Source organism: Neobacillus drentensis (assembly GCF_036962125.1).
GTDB classification, from domain to species: domain Bacteria; phylum Bacillota; class Bacilli; order Bacillales; family Cytobacillaceae; genus Neobacillus; species Neobacillus drentensis_B.
On record NZ_JBALOA010000003.1, the window covers coordinates 1 to 25,102 of the forward strand.

Here is a 25,102-nt window from a genome sequence, read left to right on the forward strand (position 1 = left end):
ACTTTATTGGGTCAGATCAATTGAGGCTGTTTCTATTTTTTTTGATCTGGAGTTGTCAAACATGCCGCATTCTTCGAAAATTCAATGTCTCTCGTGAGAACCATAGGCTCATTAAAAAGCTAATGATGCCAGTGACTAGTAAAACTCCGCCAATAATTTTCATATTTTCCGCTGTAATGTCAGTCCCAAAGATTAATCCTAAGATAATCGACGCTAAAATTGAGCCTAAATAACGGCAGGTTTGAAACAGGCCGGAGGTTGTCCCAAGGATCGCTTGCGGACTTTCCTTTACCATTGCCACTTGAAGAACCACATTTCCAATTCCGTAACTTAACCCCATGATCGATAAAATGATCCCAATCCCTATATAGGAAGCATCAACAAAAAAGAAGATAAAAGCTAGTGCACCAATAATTGATATAAACGAACCGACCATAATCGGCTGGTTTACACCGGTTCGATCAATCCATTTCCCAGTCACAGAGGAGATGATAATACTTACTCCGGACATAAACAGCATTAACATACCGCTTATTTCCACACTTAACCCCATTCCATCTTGGAAATAGCTTGGCAAACCGAAGAATAAACAGTAAAAAAAGATATTTAAAAAAATAAACTGAATATATACCATCGAAAGCTTCGGATGTACTCTAAAAATTCGAATGTCGATGAACGGTTCTTTAACCCTTAACTCCCTAAACACAAATAAACAGAAAAAGATGATTCCAACAAGACCCGCAAAATAGTGAATTTGCCCTTCAAAAGACAACAGGAACCATAAAAAGAGGACCATCCCTGCAGCGAAATATCCGATTCCAAGAAAATCCAAGTGGGAGATTAATTCCTTCCTGTGAGCCTTATCCTGTTTTTGATCTTTCGGAAACATATACCAGCCTAATAGGAAACTAAGGATAATAAAAGGAAAGTTGACCCAGAAGATGGCTGGCCAATTCCCAATAACGATTAAAAAACCACCGATTGTCGGTCCAAGCGCAACCATAGCTGAGGCGAAAATAGATAAAACAGCAAGGGCAGAGGCCTGCCTGTCCTTAATATGGTCACGAATTAACGCCATTCCTGAAGGATAAATGGCACTGCTGCCAACGGATTGAAAAAGCCTCATCACTAGTAACATAATAAAAGTGGATGCCAGCGGTGCACCAAGTGCAGACAGGGCAACTAAAATAAGGCCAGACAAAAAGGTTTTCTTTCGGCCGAAAATATCACCAATTTTTCCGGTCACGGGCTGGGCTACCGCGCTGGCTAAATAAAAGCTCGAAATTAACCAGGAAACAGTTGAAAAGGATAGGTGAAAATCCTTTTGAATACTGTGTAAGGCTAAAGCAATCATCGATGAATTAAGCGGATTTAACATCGTTCCCGAGGCCACCGCTGTTAAAAATAAGGCACGATTTTTCTTCATAACTACTTCCTTTACTTGTTATAGAATCAATATATTTTTTGCGAGTTTCTGCTTCATCATACTATTACTAGTATATTTCAGTGTCAATGAAAGGGAAATGGCTGAATTAGTGAAATTATTTATAGGAGAGCAACCAATTAATTAGCCCCCATTCTGGAGGATATATTTCATTCAGTTGTTTCTGAGTCAACAGGACCACGAGAGGTCACGTTAAAAAATTATCATTCTAGGAATAGCTTCCAAATTAATATAATTAGGAAAGGTATATTAAGTGTGTAAATTGGAGGAGTTTTATGGATGATATTTATCCGATTTTAGAAGGTATGAATCAACAAGGTAAAATGGTTTTGGCAACAATTATTCGCGTGGAAGGAACTGCCTATAAAAAAGAGGGTACCTCCATGCTTCTTTTCGAGGATGGTAATCAGATTGGCAAGTTAACGGGGGATGGGTTAGAAACAGAGGTGGCCAAAAAGGCAGTGGAAGTTTTCAAGGAGCAGGAGGCCAAAATTCTTCATTATAGGATGTCAGAGGAAAAAACTCTAGGCTGGGACCAGAGGACAAGTAAAAACAGTACCCTAGATATTTTATTAGAATATGTCTCTGACAAGCTAAAAGAGGATTTTTCGGTCGTAAAAAAATCTCTTGATCGCTGCAAACCTGTAATCATGTTAAAAAAACTGGATGACCTAGGGGAGTACTTGTTTATTGAGGAGGAGGGGGAACCATTCGGGAATTGGTCAGGTTCCATCCCTAAAATCGCCTTCACCTCCAAAAGCGGAATCATGCCGGGGCCTGACTCGATTTTTCAGCTTACTTATAACCCAAAACCCCGATTAATCGTGTTTGGAGCAGGACCAGATGCAAAACCGCTTGTTCAGCTTGCTAAGAAAGCTGGTTTTTCAGTTTTGGTCTGCGATTGGCGGGAAGAGTTTTGTCAGAAAAAAAACTTTCCAAAAGCAGACAGACTTCTTCATGGCTTACCAGAGAAGCTTTTAAAGCAAATATCCTTTTCCCCATATGATTTTGTTGTCATTATGACTCATCATTTTGAGAGGGACCGCGAATTATTAAAAGGGATAGAAAAGAAACATATAAGATATTTAGGAGTTTTAGGACCGAGAGAAAGAACAAAAAGACTCCTCAACCTGGACCATATCCCCAGTTGGATTTATTCACCGGTTGGTAAAAATATAGGGGCAAAGGGTCCTGAAGAAATTTCTGTTAGTATTGTTGCGCAATTGATAGAAGTGCGAAGAAAACCTGTTCATGAAAAGGTACAGTTTTTATGGACCATCCCAGATTAAGGCATTGTCAGTATTTGAAACAAGCTATAAATCAGAGGAAAATCCATTTTTACGTGGAGGGAGGAAAAGGCTTGGAGGTTATTGGGAAAAGTGTCATTCGTAAAGAAGCACTTGATAAAGTGACGGGGAGAGCCAGATATACACATGATTACCATACCGTTCCGATGTTATCTGCCAAAATGGTGATTAGTCCTTATGGCCACGCCAAGATTGTAAAGATTGACACAACGGAAGCGTGGAAAATAGACGGTGTAAGAGCCATTCTTGCGGGGAAAGAGTATCCGTTAACAGGGGAAGCCATCCGTGACCGGCCTCCGATAGCCTTTGACAAGGTTCGTTACCACGGGGAAACGGTTGCGCTTGTTGTTGCGGATACTCCTGTACAGGCAAAAATGGCAGCCGATCTAATTAAGGTCCAATACGAACTGCTTCCTGTCGTAAATTCACCGTCTCAAGCATTCGAAAAAAGAGCACCGCTCGTTCATGAAAACTTGGGTAAATATAAAAAGGAGGAAGATTCACACCCGGTACCTGACACCAATATTGCTACCCATATTAAGATTCGAAAGGGCAATTTGGATAGAGGATGGGCTGAAGCTGAAACGGTGGTTGAGGCAAACTATTCATTTTCTCCTTCTGATCACGCCGCGATGGAAACCAGATGTGCGACCGCCGAAATCTTGCCCGATGGAAATATTATAATTACTACTTCTTCTCAAGCTCCATTTATGGCAAAAAGACTGATTGCTGATTACTTTGATGAGGATATGGGGAAAATCATTGTCCACACTCCGCTTGTTGGCGGAGCATATGGAGGGAAAGCAGCCGTGCAGCTGGAAGTTCTAGCCTATCTCGCTTCAAAAGCGGTCGGCGGCAAAAAGGTCGAGGTATTTAACACAAGAGAAGAAGACATGATTACGTCACCATGTCATATTGGTTTAGATGCAAAAGTCAAAATCGGTGCCGATTACAGTGGGAAAATAAAGGCAATGGAAATACGTTTCTTATGGGATGGCGGGGCTTATTCCGATAAAGCAATTGATCTGACCAGAGCAGGTGCAGTTGATTGCACTGGACCGTACAATGTTCCAAATGTCTGGTGTGATTCGTATTGCATGTATACGAACCATCCCTATGCGGCTCCATTTAGGGGTTTTAGTCATTCTGAACTTTCCTTTGTGATTGAGCGGACATTGGATTTATTAGCGCAAAAATTAAAAATGGATCCGCTTGAGCTTCGCTATCTAAATGCAATCAAACCAGGGAATACCACTCCGACAAGAGTCCGCTTAAATAAAAGTAATGTCGGCAACCTGCAAAAGTGTATTGAGAGAGTAAGAGATTTAATGAAATGGGACGAAGGTTCGTTGAAAGAGATAAATGAGCGAACGGTCAGAGTGAAGGGTGTTAGTTGTAGTTGGAAAACTTCGACGATTGATCCCAACGCTCCCTCGGGCGTTATTTTAACATTTAATCGAGACGGAAGTATTAATTTATTTTCTGGTGTAATTGAGATTGGAACAGGAACGAAGACGATCCTTGCACAGCTGCTTGCCGAGCGGCTGAAGATGGATGTAGATAAAATTCATGTGCGGATGGAAGTAGATACGCAGACAACACCAGAGCACTGGAAAACCGTCGCGAGCAGGGGAACATTTATGGCGGGAAGGGCACTGCTCGAAGCGGCTGAGGACGTGATAAGGCAATTAAAGGATATTGCTTCAACCGTTTTAAGAGCACCAATAGAAGATCTTGTAGTGGCTAAAGGTCGAGTCTATTTACGCGATGATCCTACTATCGGAATTGATATTAAAGATATTTGTTATGGGTATCAATATCCAAATGGTAATTCGATTGGCGGCCAAATCATTGGCAGAGGGAGTTATATTTTACGGCATCTTACCCATATGGACCCCGAGACGGGAGCAGGTAAGCCGGGACCCGAATGGACGGTAGCTGCCTATGGAGTGGAAATTGAATTTGATAAAAGAGATTTTACTTATCGGCTTTTGAAGGCTTGCACCGTGGTCGACATTGGCCGAGTCTTAAATGAAAAAGCTGCATTGGGTCAAGTAATGGGTGCAATGAGTATGGGAATTGCCTTTGCTGGAAGGGAAACGTTTTATTTTGACGAACTGGGTAGGGTTTTGAACCCCCAGCTCCGAACATATCGCCCACTAAGGTACGGAGAGAATCCCGAATATTTAGTAGAATTCGTCGAAACTCCACAATTAGATGGTCCATACGGTGCCCGTGGTGTCGGTGAGCATGGTTTAATGGGGATGCCGGCAGCACTTGGAAATGCTTTATCAATAGCTGCAAATGTTTCACTTCATCATCTTCCGCTTATTCCGGAGTTGATTTGGAAAACAAAGGAGGCACAAAAATAATGCTTCCTTTTGATTTTGATTATTTTAAGCCAGCTACATTAAAAGAGGCAGTTGATTTATATCGGGATCTCGATCAGCGCGGAAAAAAACCGATGTTCTTTTCAGGTGGAACGGAATTAATAACGCTTGGCAGAATAGCCTTAGCGTACACCGAAGCGGTGATTAATATAAAAGATCTACCCGAATGCAAGGTCATGCATGTAAGCAATGACCAACTGCTGCTGGGCAGCACCCTAACGCTCACTAAAATTGAAGAAGCAAATCTTTTTCCTTTATTAACAAAAATAGCAAGTGAAGTGGCTGATCATACAGCCAGAGGAAAAATTACTTTAGGAGGAAATATTTGTGCACGGATTTTTTACCGAGAAGCGGTCTTACCATTTTTACTTGCGGATAGCAAGGTCTTAATTGTTGGTCCGGAAGGGAAAAAGATGGTGCCAATCAATGAAGTTTTTAAAGAGCAGCTTCAATTGAAAAAAGGGGAGTTTCTAGTTCAAGTAGCGACAGAAACAAGATTCATTGGGGCACCATTTATAGGCATTAAACGCCGTCAACAGTGGGACACTGGCTATCCGTTGATTACGATTGCAGCTTTGAAATTGGGTCGGGAATTACGTGTTGCAATCAGCGGCTTATGCCCCTTCCCCTTTCGGTCAAAGGAGTTGGAGGCTTCTTTAAATAGCGATAAACCAGTAGTTTCAAGGATTGATGAGGCCCTTTCCAAGTTGCCGACGCCGATTTTAGAGGATGTTGAGGGGTCCGCGAATTACAGACTCTTTGTATTGCGGAATTTATTGTCGGATATCATCTCTGCCTTTGGAAAGTCATAGTGCAAGATAATGATTGTTTTTTTGAAGGAGGGGTATAGTGAAATCCCACACCATTTTGCTGAATATCAATGGAGAAAAGCGGAGTGTAATCGTAAGGTCAGGGGATACACTTTTATATGTAATAAGAGAAAAACTCGGACTAACAGGTGCAAAGCCTGGTTGTTTGAACGGGGATTGCGGGGCTTGTACAGTCAATGTAGAAGGGTGGCCAATGAAATCCTGTTTAATGCTTGCAGTCGAAGCAAATGGAAAAAAAGTCATCACCATTGAGGGGTTGGAAAATACCCCGATTCAGCAGGCTTTTGTCGAAAACTTCGCCTTTCAATGTGGCTACTGCACCCCTGGGTTTATCATGAACTGTCATTCGTTAATTGAGAGGCATCCAGATGCAGAAAATCCATTGATTAAGGAATGGCTGGAGTCAAATATTTGCCGATGTACGGGCTATGCAGAAATAGAAAAAGCTGTGAAATCGGTCCTTAGGAAAAATCAATCAAGGGAATAAAAGAACAAAAGGATGCCGGCTGGCACCCTTACAATCCACTACCTTTTCTTCATCTCAAAATAAGTATCGAGGACTCGGCGGCCAATTTTCAGGTTCGCTCGGTTGTCTTTTTTACCCTGATAAGCCCATGGGACAATAACTGCCATCGCCACCTCAGGATTTGAACTTGGAGCGTAGCTAACCAAGCTAAGGTTCATTACAGGGGGTGGCTCTTTACCAAATCTGTACCGCTCTGGACCGTCATAGAAGGCCTGTGCAGTGCCAGTTTTACCTGCAGGTGAATAGGGAGCATTGCCAAAAAATTTATAAGCGGTGCCGCCTCTTTCTTGCATAACCTTTTTAAACCCTAGTTTGACACGGTACATCCAGTCTGGTTTTGCATCAATAGAATTGAGAACAGTTGGTGTGATTTCTCTTACCACAGGGCCATAATCATTCGTTCCCTCTTTAGGGTCAAGGATTTGTTTAACCACATGCGGCTGCATTCGATATCCGCCATTTGCAATCGTCGAAACGTATTGGACTAGCTGCATCGCAGAATAGGTATCATATTGACCGATCACAAGGTCAAGCAAATAGCCAGGGAGATGACTCTGACCTTTAAATCCAGATTGCTCATTCGGCAAATCAATCCCCGTTCTTGTACCAAGACCGAACGATGCAAACGAATTTCTTATCGTTTCAAAAGAATTGGAGTTTAAATTTAAGGGTTTATCATACTCATAATGTCCTTTACCAATTCGAATGGCTGTATGAAACATATAAACGTTGGAAGATAACTTTAATGCAGTAATTTCATTTAATTTTCCTAAGTAAGCATACGATTTTTTTAGTGGTGTGGCTTGGATTTTTAAACCAGCATCATCAAAAATAGTACCTGGTACAATAGCACCTGTTTTATATCCGGTCAAAATAGTTGCACCTTTGACTGTTGAACCAACATTATATGTGGTGGTAAAGGTGCCTAGGGCGTCATCTTCCATTTCTACTTTGCCGGTTTGTTTATCCCTGACCATTTTTTTTCCGGACATAGCAAGGACTTCGCCTGTTTTTGGATTCATTAACACAACATAGGCACGGTCAGTTAAATAGGTTCCAGGATATCTTTTTGCTGCCCAAAGTTCCTCCTCAATAATCCGATCCACCTTCTTTTGCAGCTCCATATCAATAGTAAGGACAAGGTCCTGTCCTTTTTGGCCATTTGTTATCGGATAATTTTCGATGACATTGCCTGTTTTGTCCGTTACATTTTTAATTTTTGATTTGTAACCGTGCAAAACATCCTCGTATTGCCATTCTAGTTGACTTTTACCAACGCGGTCATTACGACTGTAATCTCTTGCTAAAAAATATTCTAATTGTTCAGCAGGGAGGCCTTCGTCTGATTTGGTAACTTTCCCTAACACCGACTTTAAGGTTTTATTGAAAAAGTAGCACCTCTCCCAATCGGTCGTTGTATCCACCCCAGGGAGAGATTGGAGATTTTCGCTTACAACGGCTAATTCTTTAGTGGTAACATTTTCATTTTTGATGATTTGGGTCGTAAACTTGTAGCCGCTATTGAAGGATTTAAATAACGCAAGAACCTCTAGCCGCTCGTTATTTATTTCCTTTAAATCTTCAGAAGAAATTCGCTTTAATTTTAACTGGTAAATATCATTGTCTGTTAATTTCTTTGCAGTGTATAATTCCCTTTCCTTTTTTGTGATTTTGGCATCTGCACGTTCAGGATTAGTAATAATCCAGAAATCACGTTTATCCCTCTCGGTTACTCTGTCCGTTTTTATATGAATCAGCTTGGCTAATTTATCAGCGGTTTCTAGCATTTCTCTTTGGCTAAATCCCTCGTTTGTGTAAGCAATGGCATTTTTAGGGACGTTATCTACGATCACTTTATAATCTCGGTCAAGCATTCGTCCTCTTGGGACAGGACTACTAATCGTAATATCTTCTTTTCTTGCTAAATCCCTCTTAAAATTTTCACCATGGACAATTTGGACAAAGCCAAGCCTAAGGATTAGCACCGAAAATAATAAAAAAATGCTAAAAAAAAGGATATTAAGACGAAATGGGAAGTGAGATTTACTCTTTTTTGGGTTTTCCAAATTTCCTGTCCCCCCTTTTTTCCGGACCAATAGTGTTTATCTACATATAGTGCCCATTTGTAAAAAGTGGTATTTAAAAATCTTCCTTTTTTGCTTAAATCTTTTCATTTATCGACACCATTCGGTTCTACTAAATTTTTTGTCTATAAATAAATTTCTAATTTTTCCTCAAATTCATAATTTTAATTTATAATCAGAAGGGATGTGGTTGTTTCTTAAACAGACATCTATACTAGATAAACAGAATTGATTAGGAGGTCTTTATTTTATGGAACAGAAAGTAACTGATCCAGTGATCCAAAAGATTTTAGTGCAATTTAAGGCATTAGATGAAAAAATAACTCATTATTCAAGCATTATTGGTTTAGTGGATTGGGATCAAAAGGTCATGGCACCGAAAAAGGGCAGAAGTATCTTTGCCAAAGCAACTGGAACGCTAAGGACCGAAATATTTAAACTCTCTGTTTCACAAGAAATGGGAGACCTGCTCGCTGAATTAACACTCCCTGAAAATTTTGAAACATTAGATGACGTAACAAAAGCAAAGGTTAGAGAATATAGAGAGTACTACCAAAAATCGAAAAGTATTCCTGCTGACCTTTTCCAGGAATATAGCATTCTAACAGCACAGGCAAATGATGCATGGGAAGAAGCAAGGGAAAACAATGATTTTGCTCACTTCCTTCCGTACTTGGATAAAATTGTTAATTACAAACGAAAATTTGCTGAAATCTACGGGTATGAGAACCATCCATATGACGCACTCTTGGATGAGTTTGAACCAGGATTAACCGTGAAAATACTAGATCCACTTTTTGCAAAATTAAGAGATTCTAGTGTAAAACTGTTAGAACGCATTCAACAGAAAGGCAAGCCGACGAAGGCAGATATTTTTGACCAATCGTTTTCTATTGAAAAACAAAAAGAATTCAATCGATTGATTCTGCCTATGATTGGCTTTGACCTCGAAGCAGGCAGACTCGATGAAACCGTTCATCCATTTGCGCAAACGGTTAATACAGGAGATGTGCGGTTAACGACTCGTTATTTAGAAGGTAACGTTCGGTCAGCATTATTTGGAACCATTCATGAGGCGGGCCATGGAATTTACGAACAGCATGTTAATCCTGAATTTGAAGAATCTGTTCTTCAAAGTGGAGCATCGTTTGGAATCCATGAATCACAATCGAGATTTTTAGAAAATATGGTCGGCCGGAGTAAGGAATTCTGGAATTTCTTTTATCCAAAACTACAAGAGTATTTTCCCAAGCAGCTAGAAGCAGTTTCTGTAGACGAATTTTATCGTGCCGTTAATACGGTAAAGCCTTCCTTTATCAGAGTGGAGGCTGATGAATTAACTTATAATCTGCATATTATGCTCCGTTATGAAATTGAAAAGGCATTAATTGGCGGTGAGATTGAAGCGAAGGACCTTCCAGTTGTCTGGAATCAGAAGATGCAGGATTATTTGGGTGTAACTCCAAGTACAGACACGTTGGGTGTCCTTCAGGATGTACATTGGTCATTTGGCGGGATTGGTTATTTCCCTTCTTATTCATTAGGAAATCTCTATGCAGCGCAAATTCTGCGGACGATTCAAAAAGACCTGCCTGAATTCTATCATCTGATTGAAAATGGCCGGTTTGATCTCATTCAGGAGTGGTTGAAAGTAAATATCCATCAATACGGGAAGCTTTATACACCAAATGAATTGATTGTAAAGGTCACTGGTGAAGAATTAAATGCGGAATATCTTGTTGAATATCTCGAGAAGAAATACTCAGAGGTTTACGGATTGTAAACAAGATAGTCCTAGATTGATAAGTTAGTAAACAATTAATATCAGGTTGACTTTTCTTTCAAATTATCATAAAGTAAGAGTAATTAAATATTTCCTTTTAAAGGGGAGTAGCTGCTACAATAAAGTCGTCATTCCGAGAATTGATTTCTCCGGCTTTATTGGCAACATTTACGTTGTTAGCAAGACCTTTACTTTACTGTAAAGGTCTTTTTGTGTATTTTTAGGCCTTTACTGTAAACAGTAAAGGCCTATTTTATTGGCGTAAGGGAGTATTTTTTGAAAAAAACGAACTTTTGAGGAGGAATTATTTATGGACATTACTCTTTTACTTGAATATGGCTGGGTGTTATTGATCTTGGTGGCATTAGAAGGTTTGCTTGCAGCGGACAATGCTTTGGTACTCGCAATTATGGTGAAACAACTGCCGGAAGAAAAACGAAAGAAAGCATTATTTTATGGTTTAGCAGGAGCGTTTGTGTTCCGATTTGTTTCATTGTTTGTGATTTCGTTTCTCGTGGATGTGTGGCAGGTTCAAGCGATTGGTGCCGTTTATTTACTGTTCATGGCTGGTAATCATATCTTTCGTAAAGTAATTAAAGGAAAGGGAGAAGGACAAGAGAAAAAGGAAGGTACAAAAAATAGTAACTTTTGGATTACTGTTTTAAAGGTTGAAGTCGCAGACATTGCTTTTGCAGTGGATTCAATTCTTGCTGCTGTCGCGTTGGCAGTTGCACTACCAGACACGACACTGCCAAAAATTGGCGGCCTTGATGGTGGTAAATTCCTCGTAATTTTTGCTGGTGGAATCATTGGACTGATTATCATGCGCTTTGCTGCAAATCAGTTTGTTAAACTACTAGAAAAAAGACCAGGTCTAGAAATTGCTGCTTTTACGATTGTAGGCTGGGTCGGTGTAAAACTTGCTGTATACACGTTATCACATCCAGCATTGGCTCTATTAAATGAGGAATTTGCGCATTCAACGGGTTGGAAAATAAGCTTTTATGTGGTGTTGGTAGGTATTGCGGCAATAGGCTGGTTTTTCTCCAAGGATAAAACAACAGAAACAGTAAGAGAAGAACCAGAGACATTATAAATGAATAAGGCATACTAGGAAAGGCAGACTTAAAGGGCTCTGCCTTTTTTAAAATAGGATTTTCACTTATTGACATACTATTCAAAGTACACTGTTATAAAAGGATAAAATAACTTAAACTAAGAGTTCATAATAGTACAATCTGAAATTATTTTGCCTGAGAGGTTTGAGTCGATGAATTTAAAAAAGTATCTCTTGATTGCCTTTAGTATAAGTGTTGTTTCCATAATTGGCTTTAGTTTGATATCCTTATTTATAAGTGACCAGAAAATTATCCATTTTGATCGTGTTATCATTGATAAAATTCAAGGACAAGAAACGGCGATTCTCACCAAGGTAATGAAGATTTTTACGTTTATCGGCTCGGCGCCTTTTGTGATTGTCCTTAGTCTTTTTATGTTGTTTTTCCTATATAACGTACTGAATCATCGCGTAGAATTAATTTTATTTGTAGCAGCAATTGCAGGATCGGCAATATTAAATGCGATTTTAAAAAATTTATTTCAAAGAGTCCGCCCGGATTTGCATCGATTAATTAATGTAGAAGGGTATAGTTTTCCAAGCGGGCATGCGATGAACGCTTTTACGGTCTATAGCATTATTTCGTTTTTATTATGGCGGCATATTTCTAACAGGCTGGGAAGAATGACATTAATCATCGTAAGTAGCGTAATGATACTAGCCATTGGAATCAGCCGAATTTATTTAGGTGTCCATTACCCCAGTGATATCATTGGCGGGTATTTCGCTAGTGGTTTTTGGATAACAACTGCAATTTTATTTTTCCAATATTATCAAGAAAAACGGTATAATAAGAAGAGACAGCAAGAAAAAGAAACCGCCTAATTATTTTATGGTATGGAGTGATACATATTATCAGAAACAGTATTCCTAATTTATTTACCATTTCCAATTTATTTTTTGGTTATTTATCCATTATGTATTCGGCCCAAGGTGATTATAAAAATGCTGCCATATTAATTTTAATCGGGATGATGCTCGACAGCATGGATGGCAGAATTGCCAGAATGTTACGGGTGGATAGTGACTTGGGGAAAGAATTAGATTCGTTAGCAGATGTGGTTACTTTTGGCGTTGCACCTGCAATGATGGCTTACTATTCATATTTCTCAGAGTTTGGAGTGGCGGGGATGGCCATTTCCGGGCTATTCCCTTTATTCGGGGCCTATCGTTTAGCGAGGTTTAATATTAATGCCGTTAAATCTTCCAATAAGTATTTTACCGGTGTGCCTATTACAGCAGGCGGGGGCTTATTAACACTGCTCACGCTGTTCCAAGGGAAAATGCCTGAAATCATCCTGCCGATTGCCTTTTTTATCATTTGTTATTTAATGGTTAGCACGATAAAAATACCAAGTCTGAAGGATGTTCCGCTCCCGAAATATGGAATTATCGTCACGCTATTTCTGGGGTACGCAATCTATCTCGTCTTTAAAAAAGAACAGCATCGCTTCCCTTATTTTATTTATGTCGCAATCCCATTATATATAGCGTTTATCATCTTCCAATTAGTAAGGAACAAAAGAAAAGGCAATACAAGTTCAAAATAAAGGGTGTCAGGTACCATGTGAAAAATTCACATGGTACCTGACACCCTATTTAAATCCTCTATTTTACATTCCAAATGACATAACCCAAATGGAACCAGCGACGGTAACGGCGGCAATAAATACGCCGTATATGATGTTGATTGTTTGAGTGCTGCCATCTTCACCTTCTTTTAGGTGCATGAACATAAAGAGTTGGAGAGCGGCCTGGACAACCGCCAGCGAACCAATAATCCAAATGATCGTCTGAAAGGACAATGATGTTTTTAATGCAACGAAAAGGGCGGCAAAAGTTAACACTAATGATAAAACAAATCCAAAAACCTGGGTCATGGGAAATCCGTTTGAATGATTTTTCATTCTTTACACCATCCCTTTTAAATAAACAAATGTGAAAATAAAGATCCAAACAACATCAAGGAAGTGCCAGTACAAACCGATAATAAAGATTTTACGAGCCGTTACTGGTGTTAATCCTCTTTTGACCATTTGAATAATGACCATAGTAGCCCAGCCAATACCCATGCTAACATGCAATCCGTGCGTCCCTAAAAGGACGAAGAAACTCGATAAGAAGGCACTTGTTTGCATTGTTGCGCCTTCATGAACATAAGTTATAAATTCACTAATCTCCATCCCCACAAAGCCTAGTCCAAGTAATAGAGTGATAATTAGCCAAGTTAACAGACCTTTAAGGTTTTCTTTGTGCATTTCATAAATTGCAAGTCCGCAAGTAAAACTGCTTGTTAAGAGCAGGATCGTTTCAATCATCACACCGTTGATTTCGAATAATTCATGTGGTGTAGGACCACCAGCATATCGAGTACTTAGAACTGAATAAGTGGCGAAGAGAGTCGCAAACAAGACAATCTCAGCACCTAAGAAGATCCAGAAGCCAAGAATATTCATTCTATTTTGCTCTGTTTGGAATTCAAGTGGCAATGATGTATTTACATTAGCTGACATGTTTTTCCCCACCTTTTCCGATGACCCGCCAAGTTTTTTCTATTGATCTGATTTTATCAACAGGGACATGGTACCCGTCATTATAATCAAAGGAACGTATAATCAGGCAAACCAAAATTCCTGCTGCTGCTACCAGAGCGGCAATTTTCCATTCGAAAATCAAGAAGAAACCGGAAATTCCGAAGATAACACACATGACAAATGGCAGACCGGAGTTGCTCGGCATATGAATTTCTTCAAGATCGTCATCATTTAACTCTAATCCTTTATTATTTTTCTTCATATACCAGAATGCATCTAGAGAGTCTACTTCTGGTATTTTGGCAAAATTATAAAATTGAACAGGTGATGCAGTTGCCCACTCTAGCGTTCTAGCATCCCATGGATCGCTTGATATATTGCGATCTGCATATCGTGCACTCCAATAGATGTTATAGCAGAAGAAGACAAAGCCAATCGCTAAAATAGCCGCACCGATAGCTGAAATCAGCATTAATGGACCAAATCCAGATTCAGCTGAGTAAGTATATGATCGTCTAACCGCACCATCTAAGCCAAGGAAGAACATTGGCAAGAATGTTACGTTAAAACCAATCACAAAAAACCAGAAATGAAGTTTACCAAGCTTTTCGTTTAACATATGACCAAACATTTTTGGCCACCAGTAATATAGACCTGCAAAAACAGCAAATACAACCCCGGGAATCAGTACGTAGTGAAAATGTGCAACAAGGAATAGTGTGTTGTGATATTGATAATCTGCTGCACCCATCGCAAGCATAACCCCAGTGACCCCACCGATTAGGAAGCATGGGACAAAGGCTAGTGCCCAAAGCATGGCAGTTGTAAATCGAATGCGTCCTTTCCTCATTGTAAATAACCAGTTAAACATTTTTACCCCGGTGGGAATAGCTATCATCATCGTGGTTATGGAGAAAATTGAGTTAACAGCAGGTCCTGCGCCCATGGTAAAGAAATGATGGACCCAAACCAACATACTTAAAAAGGCAATCCCAACAATAGAACCAACCATCGATTTATATCCATACAGTGTTTTATGTGAAAATGTTGAGATAACTTCAGAAAACATTCCGAATGCAGGTAAAACAACAATGTAGACTTCAGGATGTCCCCATAGCCAGAACAAGTTAACCCACATCATGTCCATACCCCCGCCGCTAAGTGTGAAGAAATGAGTTCCAAAAATGCGGTCAAAAGTCATTAACGCAAGGGCAACGGTAAGAATCGGGAATGAAGCCGCGATTATGATTGATGTAACAAAGGATGTCCATGTGAACATTGGCATCTTCATAAGGGTCATGCCCTTAGCCCTCATTTTTAAAATCGTTACAATAAAATTGATCCCTGTCATTAAGGTACCAATACCGGCAATCTGAATAGCGACAGCATAATAATTATTACCAATGCCCGGACTGAATTCTTTGCCAGCAAGAGGAAAATAGGCTGTCCACCCAGCGTCTGGTGAACCTCCAACCACAAATGAAAGATTAAAGAGCATGGCACCACTAAAGGTTAGCCAGAAACTTAATGCGTTTAATTGTGGGAAGGCAACGTCACGAGCACCTATTTGAAGTGGAACGATCACATTCATAATCCCAATTAAAAATGGCATAGCCATGAATAAAATCATAATAACACCATGTGTTGTAAAGACTTCATTATAATGCTGTGCATCAAGCAACTGTCCATCCGGTGTTGCAGTTTGAGCTTTCATTAATAATCCATCAATACCACCACGGAAAAACATTAATACACCAACAAGAATATACATAATCCCAATTCGTTTATGATCGACGGTAGTAAGCCATTCTGTCCAGAGCCATCTCCATTTTTTGAAATAGGTTACCCCCACCACAATGGCGACCATTGTTAAAAGGATCAAAATTTGCGACCAAAAAATCAACGGGTCACCTGAAATCAAAATCTTATCCCATTTAATGTCCATTATGTTCACCTCCATTAGATTTTCCATCCATCTTCATGTTCATCTTCATATCCATCGAATCTCCATCTGATTTTCCATCAATATTTTTGGAGGGATTCGGTTCTTTAAAAATTTGCCCTGGATAATCATGATTTCTGTACAATTCAGGAAAGGTATATGTTTTCGAATTCATGTCACCATGGTTAACCCACGCTAAATGGTTATTTGAAAACGTAAGTCGACCTAAGTGAGTTGGCTTCAACAGACTGATATATTTCTTTTTCGTTAACTTTGGTGCTGTTTTCTTTACGTCTTGTACCCATTTTTGAAAGGATTGTGGGGATTTTGATTCCACAGTGAATTCCATGTCGGCATAACCTTTTCCGTTGAAGTTAGTATTTTTTCCAAGAAATTCACCAGGTTGGTCCGCAACAAGGTACATTTGTGTTTCCATTTTATTCATTGTGTATTTTTGACCGCCTAAAGCAGGCACCCAAAAAGATTGCATTGTTCCTGCAGAAGTAAGCTTAAATTTAACGGGAGTACCAGCAGGAATGTTTACATAGTTAACTGTCTCAATCCCTTGTTCCGGATAACTAAATATCCATTTCCAATCAGCAGAAGTAACATTTATCGTGATAGGCTTTTTATTTTCATAGCCTGCCGGTACCTTTTCAAGTTTATATATGGTTTTTATTGTTGGAATGGTCAAAGCGATTACGATAAGTATGGGAATAGTGGTCCAAATGATCTCTAATTTGGTGGAACCATGTTCCTCAGGTGGTTCATAATCTTTGTTTTCTGATGTTGCACGATATTTCCAAACGATATAACCAAATAACCCAAATACTACAACAACGATTATCAACATGAAAATAAGTGACCAGTTAATCAATCCAAGGATATCTCGTGCGACAGGTCCTTTTGGATCAAAGACAACCATGCTTGAATCGCAGCCGCTTAAAAGTAAAACGGGCAATATTGCTAATAGTGAAACTAAATACGTCTTACTAAACATTTTTAATCTCCTCTCCAAATTTTGTTCGTTTTTTCACAAATAGTTGTGAATTTATTCACATATCAAAGTAGTGTAATTTACAAGCCTTTGAAAAATGATAGCTCCTAATTAAATTAATTATTATGTAACACAATTTAGCCACACATTTTTCTTTCACTATATTAACAACATTGTCGTGATGTTAATATGCCTTTTTCGAAAAATATGTGACAAATTTGTTAAGGTTTTAAAAACTAAAAATAGAAAAATTAGGAAAGGTAACCTGATATGGGGTTTTCTACGCTAAAAATTTGTCTAACTTGGAATAATCATGGGATAATAATAAGGAATACATAAATAGAGGAGAGCACAAAATGAAAGTAAAAGTAAATCGTAATGCTGCAAAGGCTTTAAAAAAAATGTTAGAACAAGAAGAAGCTGAAGGAAAACAATTCAGAGTTGTTGTAACAAGTATCCATGGGGATCACGCCCATTATGATTTAATGCTTGATACTCCAACAGAAAACGATGTTGTGGTAACAAGTGATAAAGAGATTGATTTTATTCTGGATAAAAATGATCCAACCTTAAATAATATCTGGATTCAATATTTCCAATTACCGAAAGAGGAATGGCTGATCACCAACCCATCGATGGGCGTTCACCATCACCATTAATAGTTTGAAAAAAGCGCTTGAATCTTCAGGCGTTTTTTTGTGGTATTAATTAGTTTTAAATAATTACATTATGTAAACTTAATAAAGTTGATTAGTATTTATTGATGGTGTTAACCTAATAAGGTAAAAGCATGAAGGGAGTTTACTGATGGAAAATTATAAAAGTGATGTTGAAATTAAACTTGTTGCACTTGATATGGATGGTACTCTGTTAAATAAACAAGGACAAGTATCAGAAGCAAATCGCCACGCCATTCAGGCGGCAAAGGACAAAGGGATTATTGTGGTCTTAAGTACAGGACGTTCGCTGACCACTAGTCGAGAGCATGCCGATTCTTTAGAGCTTAATTCGTATTTCGTTACAGTAAATGGAAGTGAAATTTGGGATGAGAACCGTGAATTAGTACAGAGGAATTTAGTTAAATCAGAACATATTGAATGGATGTGGGAATTGTCCCAACAACATAACACCCAATTTTGGGCGATTAGTACAGAAAGGAACTTTCATAATGAAATGCCAGAAGACATACATAGATTGGAATGGATGAAATTTGGTTTTAATATTGATGATGACAACACAAGAGCGATTATCATGAAAGAATTGCAGGATAAAGGTGAATTTGAACTTAGTAATTCAACTTTGAAAAATATTGAAGTAAATTTAGCAGGAATTAATAAAGCGAAAGGACTTGAGCTAGTTTGCAGCAGGCTTGGATTAGAAATGAAAGATGTGATGGCAGTAGGTGATAGTCTCAATGACTTGGCAATGATCAAAGCTGCTGGAATGGGGGTAGCGATGGGGAATGCTCAGGATCTTGTTAAGGAGTCAGCGGATTGGGTAACTGCGACGAATGAAGAGGACGGGGTGGCAAAAGCAATAGATAAATGGGTTTTAAAAAAATACTGAAAAAATTTTAAAAGCTAAAATGGTATAGCTAAAAAAGAATTGGGTAAAAATATGTAGGCAAGTCAATTTGCAATTTACATGTATTTGTTACATGCTAGGAGGCTACAAAGAATGGAACATGGTAAAGTAAAATGGTTTAACGGTGAAAAGGGCTTTGGATTCATTGAGCGTGAAGGTGGAGAAGATGTATTCGTTCACTTTTCTGCGATTCAAGGCGAAGGCTACAAAACATTAGATGAAGGTCAAGAGGTTACGTTTGAAATTGAGAATGGCCAACGTGGACCGCAAGCAGTAAACGTCCGTAAATCATAATGAACCGCCGATAAACAGACCCAAGCACTTGGGTCTGTTTTTTTATGAGTTTCTTTTCTCGTTAAGAGGGGGATAGCGTGGTGCGGGTAAAAGAGAAGCCCGCTCATTACCCGAGCAGGCGGAAAAATCGTGGTGCGGGTAAAAGAGACCATCGTGCCCCTTCCGATAGACGTTTTTCCTGTTCCCTTGTGTGTTTTTGTCCATCGGTGCCCCTTCCGATAGACGTTTTTCCTGTTCCCTTGGGACGTTTTGTCCATCGGAACCCTCCCGATAGACATTTTACCTGTTCCCTTGTGTGTTTTTGTCCATCGGATACCTCCCGATAGACATTTTGCCTGTTCCATTGGGCCGTTTTGTCCATCTGAACCCTTCCGATAGACATTTTACCCGAGCAGGCGGAAAAATTGTGGTTCCGGTAAAAGAGAAGCCCGCTCATTACCCTAGGAGGCGGGAAAATCGTCAGCTCGGTAAATGAGAGAGAACAAAAAAACCTTCTGCGCTGAAACCGCAGAAGGGCTTAACTAACTATTGATTTCCTTCACCCTGCCCACTTGTCCATCGCTGAGCCTGACCTTAATGCCGTGTGGATGAAAACTGGACTTGGTTAATATATCCTTAACCGTACCCTCAATTAGTTTCCCACTACGTTGATCCGCTTTTAAAACGATTTTAACAAGTGCACCTGGGACAATATCTGCCCTATTTTGACCACTAGACACCCATTTTTCTCCGTGAATTACTAACTTTTTTGGTCTGTTGGCTTTGCAGTTTTTTAGTTGCCATAGAACTGTTGCCGCCTGCATTTCCGCCAGCAGATTTGTTTTTCTTATTTTGCAGCTGTAATTTCATCGCTTCTTGTAAACTTATTTTCTTTTTTGTTTCTTCCTGTGTATTGGATTGGTTTGACTCAGTCATAATTATCCTCCTAAAAATGTATTAAATACATTATAAGCTATTTTCATCAAAAAAATAAAATTTATCTCAAAGTAGGCCGTTCATTCAGTTGAGCGCTCTTAAACTTTTGTAGAAGCAGACCCTTCCTTTTTTGAATGATTTCGTCGAATGATTTATGCAGGACTTTAAGGTTTAAACTTAGAATTATATTAATATGATATTGATTTGAGGGGGATTAACATGAGTATCCAAGTAATTGAAAAAGAAGAGATGAAGGTCGTCGGCATTTCGTGGAATGGTACGTACTCACAAATGAGTACACTCCCAGGTCTTTTTAAAGAAATGGTCAATCGTCTTGAAGAAGTATCCTATCAAACGAACGAACCTGTTTTAATTGCGCCATTTCATAGTCGAGAAACTGAATTCACCTATTATGTAACAACGCCGGTTGAAAAAATTGCTGAAATTCCAGAGGGTATGGTTGGTTTTACGATTCCAAGTAAAAATTATGTTTATGCCACACATAGAGGGAGCCAAGAAGAAGTAGAACATACATATAAACAAATTTATGCGTGGATGGAAGAGTATGGATATGAACAAGATCACAATGCTTTGAGCCTTGAGGTTTATAAGGAAGAGCATAAACATCAAAATGAGACGGGCGATCTTCATTTTGATATTTATTTACCAGTAAAGACATATAAACAGTAAAGTTTGAAGATATATAAAACTTATTTATTTTTTGTGGGTATACTATTTAGTGCATTTCCCTTTACTGTTAGAATTTAGTATTATATTCTTAACTATATATTCGAATAATTTCCTTCGGGGTCAGGTGAAATTCCTAACCGGCGGTGATGAAGCTATGCTTCTTAGTCCGTGACCCGGTTAACATCTTTTTGTTAAACGGTGGATCTGGTGAAACTCCAGGGCCGACAGTTAAAGTCTGGATGGGAGAAGGAAAAGACAGGATTAACGATAGGGGAAGTATGCCTATCTTTAAGCCTTTATTTTCTATTGCCTTTTACCGGACCCTGATAACTTCTTGTTATCAGGGTCTTTCTTTTTTTAGTGTAAGAATTAAAGGGAAACATAGTAAGGAGTAGGAACAATATGTTTACTGGAATTATTGAAGAAATTGGCGTAGTGGCGAACATTCAGCGATCTGGTGAATCGTTTGTGTTAACCATTGAAGCAAAAAAAATACTGAATGACGTTCATCTTGGCGATAGTATTGCCGTTAATGGGGTTTGTCTTACGGTGACAGCTTTTACCGGTAAACTGTTCATGGTAGATGTAATGCCGGAGACGGTCAGAGCCAGTAGTTTAAACATGGTCAAACGGGGTTCGAAAGTTAATCTTGAACGGGCGATGGCAGCGGGTGGAAGGTTTGGCGGCCATTTCGTTTCAGGGCATATTGACGGAACAGGTGTCATTAAAAGTAAACAATCACTTGAAAATGCGATTTACTATGAGATTGAAGCAGAGCAGGATGTATTAAGATACGTCATCTTAAGAGGATCAATTGCTGTGGATGGGACAAGTTTAACCGTGTTTTCTGTATCAGAAAACAGTTTTACATTATCAATCATCCCACATACCTTAACAGAATCGATTTTAGGACAAAAGGGTTCCGGGGACATTGTTAACTTAGAATGCGATATGATAGGAAAATATGTTGGTCATTTTATTAATAATTTTTCTAATCAACCTCTGCAAAAAGGAAGCAAGGGGATAACCGCTAATTTTTTAGAAGAGAATGGCTTTTTTTAAATAATGATTGAAAGGGGAGAAAACCGTGTTTAATACAATTGATGAAGCACTATCAGATTTAAAGGAAGGTAAAGTAGTCATTGTCTGTGATGACGAGGACAGGGAAAACGAAGGGGACTTTATTTCTCTTGCTGAAAAAGCAACGCCCGAGGTCATAAATCTTATGGCCACGTACGGCAGAGGTCTAATTTGTGTGCCTATTGAAGAGGATTTAGCTAAAAAGCTGGCCTTACATCCAATGGTTACTAACAACACAGATCCGAAACGAACTGCTTTTACTGTGAGCATAGATCATAAATATACGACCACTGGAATTTCTGCCTTTGAACGATCTGCAACGGTGTTAAGCATGGTGGATTCTGAATCGAAAGCGTCAGATTTTAACAGACCAGGGCATATTTTCCCACTCATTGCTAAACAAGGTGGAGTTCTGAATAGAAATGGACATACAGAAGCAGCCGTGGATCTTGCCAAATTATGCGGTGCTAAGCCTGCTGGGGTTATTTGTGAAATTATGAATGAGGACGGAACAATGGCCCGCGTACCCGATCTTTTCAAAATTGCAGAGAGAATGAACCTTAAAATGATTACGATTAAAGATTTGGTTGAATATCGAATGAAAATAGAAAACTTCGTTAAGCGGGAAGTTTAACTAAAAAAATCGCTACTACACAAAACAAATGGAGGCATACACATGGGAAATATTTTTGAAGGACATTTAGTTGGCACAGGGTTGAAAGTAGGAATCGTAGTTGGAAGGTTTAATGAATTTATTACTGGTAAGTTATTAAGCGGTGCACAGGATGCACTTAAGAGACATGGCGTCAGTGAGACAGATGTAGATATTGCCTGGGTTCCGGGTGCTTTTGAGATTTCCTTAATCGCTCAAAAAATGGCAAATAGTAAAAAATATGATGCGGTAATCACGCTTGGCACAGTCATTCGCGGTTCTACTCCACATTTTGACTATGTTTGTAATGAAGTGGCTAAAGGTGTTTCTGCTATTAATTTAAAAAGTGGTATTCCGGTTATATTTGGCGTGTTAACAACAGATTCGATCGAACAAGCTATTGAACGTGCCGGAACAAAGGCGGGTAATAAAGGTTGGGATTCAGCAACGGCTGCGATTGAAATGGCTAATTTATGCAGAAGTATTGAATCATAAATTATTGTAAAAAAACATATACAAATCATTCCACTTTTTCTATAATAAACGTAACAAAAAATATTTTTAAAAATTAGGTGCTTAAATCTTCTGAAGATTTAAAGCTTAAAAGGGAAGTTGGTAGAAGCCAACGCGGTCCCGCCACTGTAAATGGGAGCAACCTATATGATGTCACTGTCAATTACGATGGGAAGGCATAGGAAGCGATGATCATGAGCCAGGAAACCTGCCTAATTCTTGTGCGCCAAGTAACCTACGAGGATAGGAAGGTGTTGACGGCTAGACTCTTTTACTTCTTGCTAGTAACTTGAATCTACTCAATCCAACATCTCCATTTAATTGTGGAGATGTTTTTTGTTGTTTTCAATGATTCTTGGTAAGCACAAGAAAAGATCTTATTTTTTGTTACATATATGGAAATACACAGAAAGCAGGGAGAAGAATGAAAAAATTGTATTCATTGCTGTTAGTAGTATTATTGACAGTAGGAGTAGTAGCAGGTTGTGCACAAAAGAAAGACCAGGTAAATGAAGAGAATAAAGCCAACGTTGAGAAGAAATCGGCGGAAATTACATATCCAGTTACACTTACAGATGCAACGGACACCAAAGTTATCATCGAAAAGAAGCCAGAAAAAATCGTTTCACTGATCCCAAGTAATACTGAAATTGCTTTTGCTTTAGGTTTGGATCAAGAAGTGGTTGGTGTCTCCGATTTCGATAATTATCCAGAAGCAGCAACAAAAAAGGAGAAAGTCGGCGGCCAAGAAATAAACTTAGAAAAAATCATCTCCTTAAAGCCAGATTTAGTGCTAGCCCATGCGTCCTCTGCGCACAATTCTGAAGCAGGACTTCAGCAGCTAAAAGATGCAGGAATAGCTGTTTTGGTCGTAAATGATGCCCAAAATTTTGACCAAGTCTATGATTCCATAAAAATGATTGGGAAAGCTACCGGAGAAACAGCCAAAGCAGATGAAATGATTACGGGGATGAAGGATAAGTTAGCGAAAATTAAAGCTAAGGCTGGCGAGATAAAAGAAAAGAAAAAAGTATTAGTCGAAGTATCACCGGCTCCAGAAATCTATACACCTGGAAAGAATACTTTTATGGATCAGATGCTTAGTTACATTAATGCTGAAAATATCGCCAATGACCAGGAAGGCTGGATTAAAATTGATCAAGAGGCAATGATCAAACGCAATCCTGATGTTATCGTTACAACCTACGGATACTATGTGAAAAATCCGGTTGATCAAGTTTTAAATAGAAAGGGCTGGGAAACAGTCAACGCTGTAAAAAATAAACAAGTGGTCGATGTAGATTCTGACCGTGTCACTCGTTCAGGCCCTAGGATCGTTGAAGGAGTAGAAGATCTTGCGAAGGCTGTCTATCCTGAAGTTTTTAAATAACAAATCTTCAGCATATCTAATCGCAGGAATTTTCCTTGTTCTTTCGATTTTATTAGGTATTTCAATTGGATCAGTATCCGTTCCAATCTTAACGATTATTAAGATTATTGGCGCCAAATTATTTGGTGTTATTTCATTGAAGGATATCGACCCCATGTATTCGAGTATTGTCCTAAATATCCGCTTACCGAGGGTGATATTATCAGGTCTTGTTGGGGCTTCTCTTGCAATTGCAGGAGCAGCCTTTCAAGGTTTACTTAGAAATCCGTTAGCCGATCCGTATACTTTAGGGGTGTCTTCTGGTGCGTCAGTGGGTGCGGTGCTCACGCTGTTTTTCCAGCTTACGATTCCTTTTATAGGCTCCTTTACCTTGCCGTTGTTAAGTATTCTCTTTTCTATTTTAACGATTTTTTTGGTGCTTACATTTGCGAGTAAAATCGAACGCTCATTGCGTGTAGAAACGATTATTTTAACGGGGATTATTTTTAGCTCCTTCCTTGGGGCAATTATTTCGCTCATGATTGCACTGACTGGAGATGAACTAAGGCAAATTATTGGCTGGCTCTTAGGAAGTGTATCAATGAGAGGCTGGGAATACATTAAAATCATCATACCATTTTTTATAATTGGCACAGGAATACTGACCTATAACGCCAAAGAACTAAACGCGATGTCGTTTGGGGAAGAGCGAGCCCAGCATTTGGGTGTCAATGTTCAGAAAAGAAAGCTGATCATCTTAATAGCTGGTTCCATCTTAACAGGAGCTGCCGTTGCGGTGTCAGGTACCATCGGTTTTGTCGGGCTTGTGATTCCACATCTGTCGAGATTATTATGGGGGCCTGATCACCGGCATCTCCTTCCATTATCGATAATTACAGGTAGTGGTTTTTTAATTTTGGCTGACCTGATTTCGCGAACAATTATCGCACCAACTGAATTACCGATTGGTGTAATTACTGCCTTAGTTGGTGCGCCAGTATTTGCAATAATCCTATTACAAAGAAAAAGGATGGAAAGAAGTGGTTAAAGG

25 protein-coding genes, 1 pseudogene and 2 riboswitches are annotated in these 25,102 nt (G+C 39.1%); of the genes and pseudogenes, 17 read left to right on the forward strand and 9 right to left on the reverse strand.

Annotation, left to right across the window (positions count from 1 at the left end):
* Window positions 1-55: 55 nt before the first annotated feature.
* A complete protein-coding gene (locus V7121_RS02010; RefSeq protein ID WP_335495015.1) occupies window positions 56-1,426 on the reverse strand; it encodes an MFS transporter in 1,371 nt (456 codons plus the stop codon).
* A 293-nt stretch (window positions 1,427-1,719) separates the two neighbouring features.
* Here V7121_RS02010 and V7121_RS02015 point away from each other — a divergent pair, with 293 nt between their 5' ends.
* The 4 genes from V7121_RS02015 (at window position 1,720) to V7121_RS02030 (ending at window position 6,458) form a co-directional block, all read left to right on the forward strand.
* Window positions 1,720-2,733: an XdhC family protein gene (locus V7121_RS02015; protein WP_335545512.1), complete on the forward strand. Its 1,014-nt coding sequence runs from the start codon at window positions 1,720-1,722 to the stop codon at window positions 2,731-2,733.
* Between the two features lie 71 nt (window positions 2,734-2,804).
* Entirely contained in the window at window positions 2,805-5,123 is a 2,319-nt protein-coding gene (locus V7121_RS02020; RefSeq protein ID WP_335545513.1) for a xanthine dehydrogenase family protein molybdopterin-binding subunit, read from the forward strand.
* The gene (locus V7121_RS02025) at window positions 5,123-5,953 is read left to right on the forward strand and encodes an FAD binding domain-containing protein (protein ID WP_335545514.1); all 831 of its coding nucleotides are present in this window, start codon (window positions 5,123-5,125) and stop codon (window positions 5,951-5,953) included. The genes V7121_RS02020 and V7121_RS02025 overlap by 1 nt, the downstream gene beginning before the upstream one ends.
* 37 nt (window positions 5,954-5,990) lie before the next feature.
* Window positions 5,991-6,458, forward strand: coding sequence for a (2Fe-2S)-binding protein (locus tag V7121_RS02030; RefSeq protein WP_335495008.1), 468 nt, complete (start codon window positions 5,991-5,993; stop codon window positions 6,456-6,458).
* 38 nt (window positions 6,459-6,496) lie between these two features.
* On the opposite strand, the gene V7121_RS02035 is transcribed toward V7121_RS02030, so the two are convergent.
* On the reverse strand, window positions 6,497-8,563 hold the full coding sequence (locus tag V7121_RS02035) for a peptidoglycan D,D-transpeptidase FtsI family protein (RefSeq protein ID WP_335545515.1): 2,067 nt from the start codon (window positions 8,561-8,563) through the stop codon (window positions 6,497-6,499).
* Window positions 8,564-8,831: 268 nt separating this feature from the next.
* Here V7121_RS02035 and V7121_RS02040 point away from each other — a divergent pair, with 268 nt between their 5' ends.
* The 4 genes from V7121_RS02040 to pssA all read left to right on the forward strand — a co-directional run bounded on the left by V7121_RS02040 (window position 8,832) and on the right by pssA (window position 13,031).
* The gene (locus V7121_RS02040) at window positions 8,832-10,364 is read left to right on the forward strand and encodes a carboxypeptidase M32 (protein WP_335494982.1); all 1,533 of its coding nucleotides are present in this window, start codon (window positions 8,832-8,834) and stop codon (window positions 10,362-10,364) included.
* Window positions 10,365-10,674: 310 nt separating this feature from the next.
* The gene (locus V7121_RS02045; RefSeq protein WP_335494980.1) at window positions 10,675-11,460 is read left to right on the forward strand and encodes a TerC family protein; all 786 of its coding nucleotides are present in this window, start codon (window positions 10,675-10,677) and stop codon (window positions 11,458-11,460) included.
* Between the two features lie 174 nt (window positions 11,461-11,634).
* The gene (locus V7121_RS02050; RefSeq protein WP_335545517.1) at window positions 11,635-12,306 is read left to right on the forward strand and encodes a phosphatase PAP2 family protein; all 672 of its coding nucleotides are present in this window, start codon (window positions 11,635-11,637) and stop codon (window positions 12,304-12,306) included.
* A 17-nt stretch (window positions 12,307-12,323) separates the two neighbouring features.
* A complete protein-coding gene (gene pssA, locus V7121_RS02055; RefSeq protein ID WP_335494978.1) occupies window positions 12,324-13,031 on the forward strand; it encodes a CDP-diacylglycerol--serine O-phosphatidyltransferase in 708 nt (235 codons plus the stop codon).
* A gap of 63 nt (window positions 13,032-13,094) precedes the next feature.
* Here pssA and qoxD read toward each other — a convergent pair whose 3' ends face one another.
* From qoxD to qoxA, 4 genes are read right to left on the reverse strand one after another with little or no spacing between them, the layout of a single operon-like run.
* Entirely contained in the window at window positions 13,095-13,388 is a 294-nt protein-coding gene (qoxD, locus tag V7121_RS02060) for a cytochrome aa3 quinol oxidase subunit IV (protein ID WP_335494977.1), read from the reverse strand.
* A 3-nt stretch (window positions 13,389-13,391) separates the two neighbouring features.
* The gene (gene qoxC / locus V7121_RS02065; RefSeq protein WP_335494975.1) at window positions 13,392-13,994 is read right to left on the reverse strand and encodes a cytochrome aa3 quinol oxidase subunit III; all 603 of its coding nucleotides are present in this window, start codon (window positions 13,992-13,994) and stop codon (window positions 13,392-13,394) included.
* The gene (qoxB, locus tag V7121_RS02070; RefSeq protein WP_335494973.1) at window positions 13,984-15,960 is read right to left on the reverse strand and encodes a cytochrome aa3 quinol oxidase subunit I; all 1,977 of its coding nucleotides are present in this window, start codon (window positions 15,958-15,960) and stop codon (window positions 13,984-13,986) included. Before qoxB ends, qoxC begins: the two co-directional genes overlap by 11 nt.
* Window positions 15,950-16,957 (reverse strand): cytochrome aa3 quinol oxidase subunit II, encoded by a 1,008-nt coding sequence (gene qoxA / locus V7121_RS02075; RefSeq protein WP_335494970.1) that lies wholly within the window; start codon window positions 16,955-16,957, stop codon window positions 15,950-15,952. Before qoxA ends, qoxB begins: the two co-directional genes overlap by 11 nt.
* A 353-nt stretch (window positions 16,958-17,310) precedes the next feature.
* Here qoxA and V7121_RS02080 point away from each other — a divergent pair, with 353 nt between their 5' ends.
* The 3 genes from V7121_RS02080 (at window position 17,311) to V7121_RS02090 (ending at window position 18,832) form a co-directional block, all read left to right on the forward strand.
* Window positions 17,311-17,613, forward strand: a complete 303-nt coding sequence (locus V7121_RS02080; RefSeq protein ID WP_335494968.1) for an iron-sulfur cluster assembly accessory protein — start codon at window positions 17,311-17,313, stop codon at window positions 17,611-17,613.
* Window positions 17,614-17,761: 148 nt separating this feature from the next.
* The gene (locus V7121_RS02085) at window positions 17,762-18,520 is read left to right on the forward strand and encodes a Cof-type HAD-IIB family hydrolase (RefSeq protein WP_335545519.1); all 759 of its coding nucleotides are present in this window, start codon (window positions 17,762-17,764) and stop codon (window positions 18,518-18,520) included.
* Between the two features lie 111 nt (window positions 18,521-18,631).
* Window positions 18,632-18,832 carry a cold-shock protein gene (locus V7121_RS02090; protein ID WP_335494964.1) on the forward strand — a complete coding sequence of 67 codons (201 nt, stop codon included), beginning with the start codon at window positions 18,632-18,634 and terminating at the stop codon, window positions 18,830-18,832.
* 106 nt (window positions 18,833-18,938) lie between these two features.
* Here the strand turns inward: V7121_RS02090 and V7121_RS02095 are convergent, their stop codons facing one another.
* From V7121_RS02095 to V7121_RS02105, 3 genes are all read right to left on the reverse strand, one after another.
* Complete coding sequence (locus tag V7121_RS02095; protein ID WP_335545520.1) at window positions 18,939-19,193, reverse strand: hypothetical protein; 255 nt, start codon at window positions 19,191-19,193, stop codon at window positions 18,939-18,941.
* A gap of 160 nt (window positions 19,194-19,353) precedes the next feature.
* Complete coding sequence (locus V7121_RS02100; RefSeq protein WP_335494960.1) at window positions 19,354-19,551, reverse strand: YwbE family protein; 198 nt, start codon at window positions 19,549-19,551, stop codon at window positions 19,354-19,356.
* On the reverse strand, window positions 19,544-19,747 hold the full coding sequence (locus V7121_RS02105; RefSeq protein WP_335494958.1) for a hypothetical protein: 204 nt from the start codon (window positions 19,745-19,747) through the stop codon (window positions 19,544-19,546). Before V7121_RS02105 ends, V7121_RS02100 begins: the two co-directional genes overlap by 8 nt.
* Before the next feature lie 219 nt (window positions 19,748-19,966).
* On the opposite strand from V7121_RS02105, the gene V7121_RS02110 reads away from it, so the two are divergent.
* From V7121_RS02110 to V7121_RS02135, 6 genes and pseudogenes are all read left to right on the forward strand, one after another.
* Entirely contained in the window at window positions 19,967-20,437 is a 471-nt protein-coding gene (locus V7121_RS02110; protein WP_335494956.1) for a GyrI-like domain-containing protein, read from the forward strand.
* Window positions 20,438-20,543: 106 nt separating this feature from the next.
* Window positions 20,544-20,692, forward strand: a riboswitch (FMN riboswitch).
* A 147-nt stretch (window positions 20,693-20,839) separates the two neighbouring features.
* A complete protein-coding gene (ribE, locus tag V7121_RS02115; protein ID WP_335494954.1) occupies window positions 20,840-21,499 on the forward strand; it encodes a riboflavin synthase in 660 nt (219 codons plus the stop codon).
* A 25-nt stretch (window positions 21,500-21,524) separates the two neighbouring features.
* A pseudogene (gene ribB, locus V7121_RS02120) lies at window positions 21,525-22,148 on the forward strand (3,4-dihydroxy-2-butanone-4-phosphate synthase); the annotation flags it as partial.
* A gap of 45 nt (window positions 22,149-22,193) precedes the next feature.
* Window positions 22,194-22,664, forward strand: a complete 471-nt coding sequence (gene ribH, locus V7121_RS02125) for a 6,7-dimethyl-8-ribityllumazine synthase (RefSeq protein ID WP_335494953.1) — start codon at window positions 22,194-22,196, stop codon at window positions 22,662-22,664.
* Between the two features lie 58 nt (window positions 22,665-22,722).
* Window positions 22,723-22,912, forward strand: a riboswitch (cobalamin riboswitch).
* 194 nt (window positions 22,913-23,106) lie between these two features.
* Window positions 23,107-24,072 (forward strand): ABC transporter substrate-binding protein, encoded by a 966-nt coding sequence (locus V7121_RS02130; protein ID WP_335545522.1) that lies wholly within the window; start codon window positions 23,107-23,109, stop codon window positions 24,070-24,072.
* Window positions 24,038-25,099 carry a FecCD family ABC transporter permease gene (locus tag V7121_RS02135; RefSeq protein WP_335545524.1) on the forward strand — a complete coding sequence of 354 codons (1,062 nt, stop codon included), beginning with the start codon at window positions 24,038-24,040 and terminating at the stop codon, window positions 25,097-25,099. The genes V7121_RS02130 and V7121_RS02135 overlap by 35 nt, the downstream gene beginning before the upstream one ends.
* The last annotated feature ends 3 nt before the right edge of the window (window positions 25,100-25,102 follow it).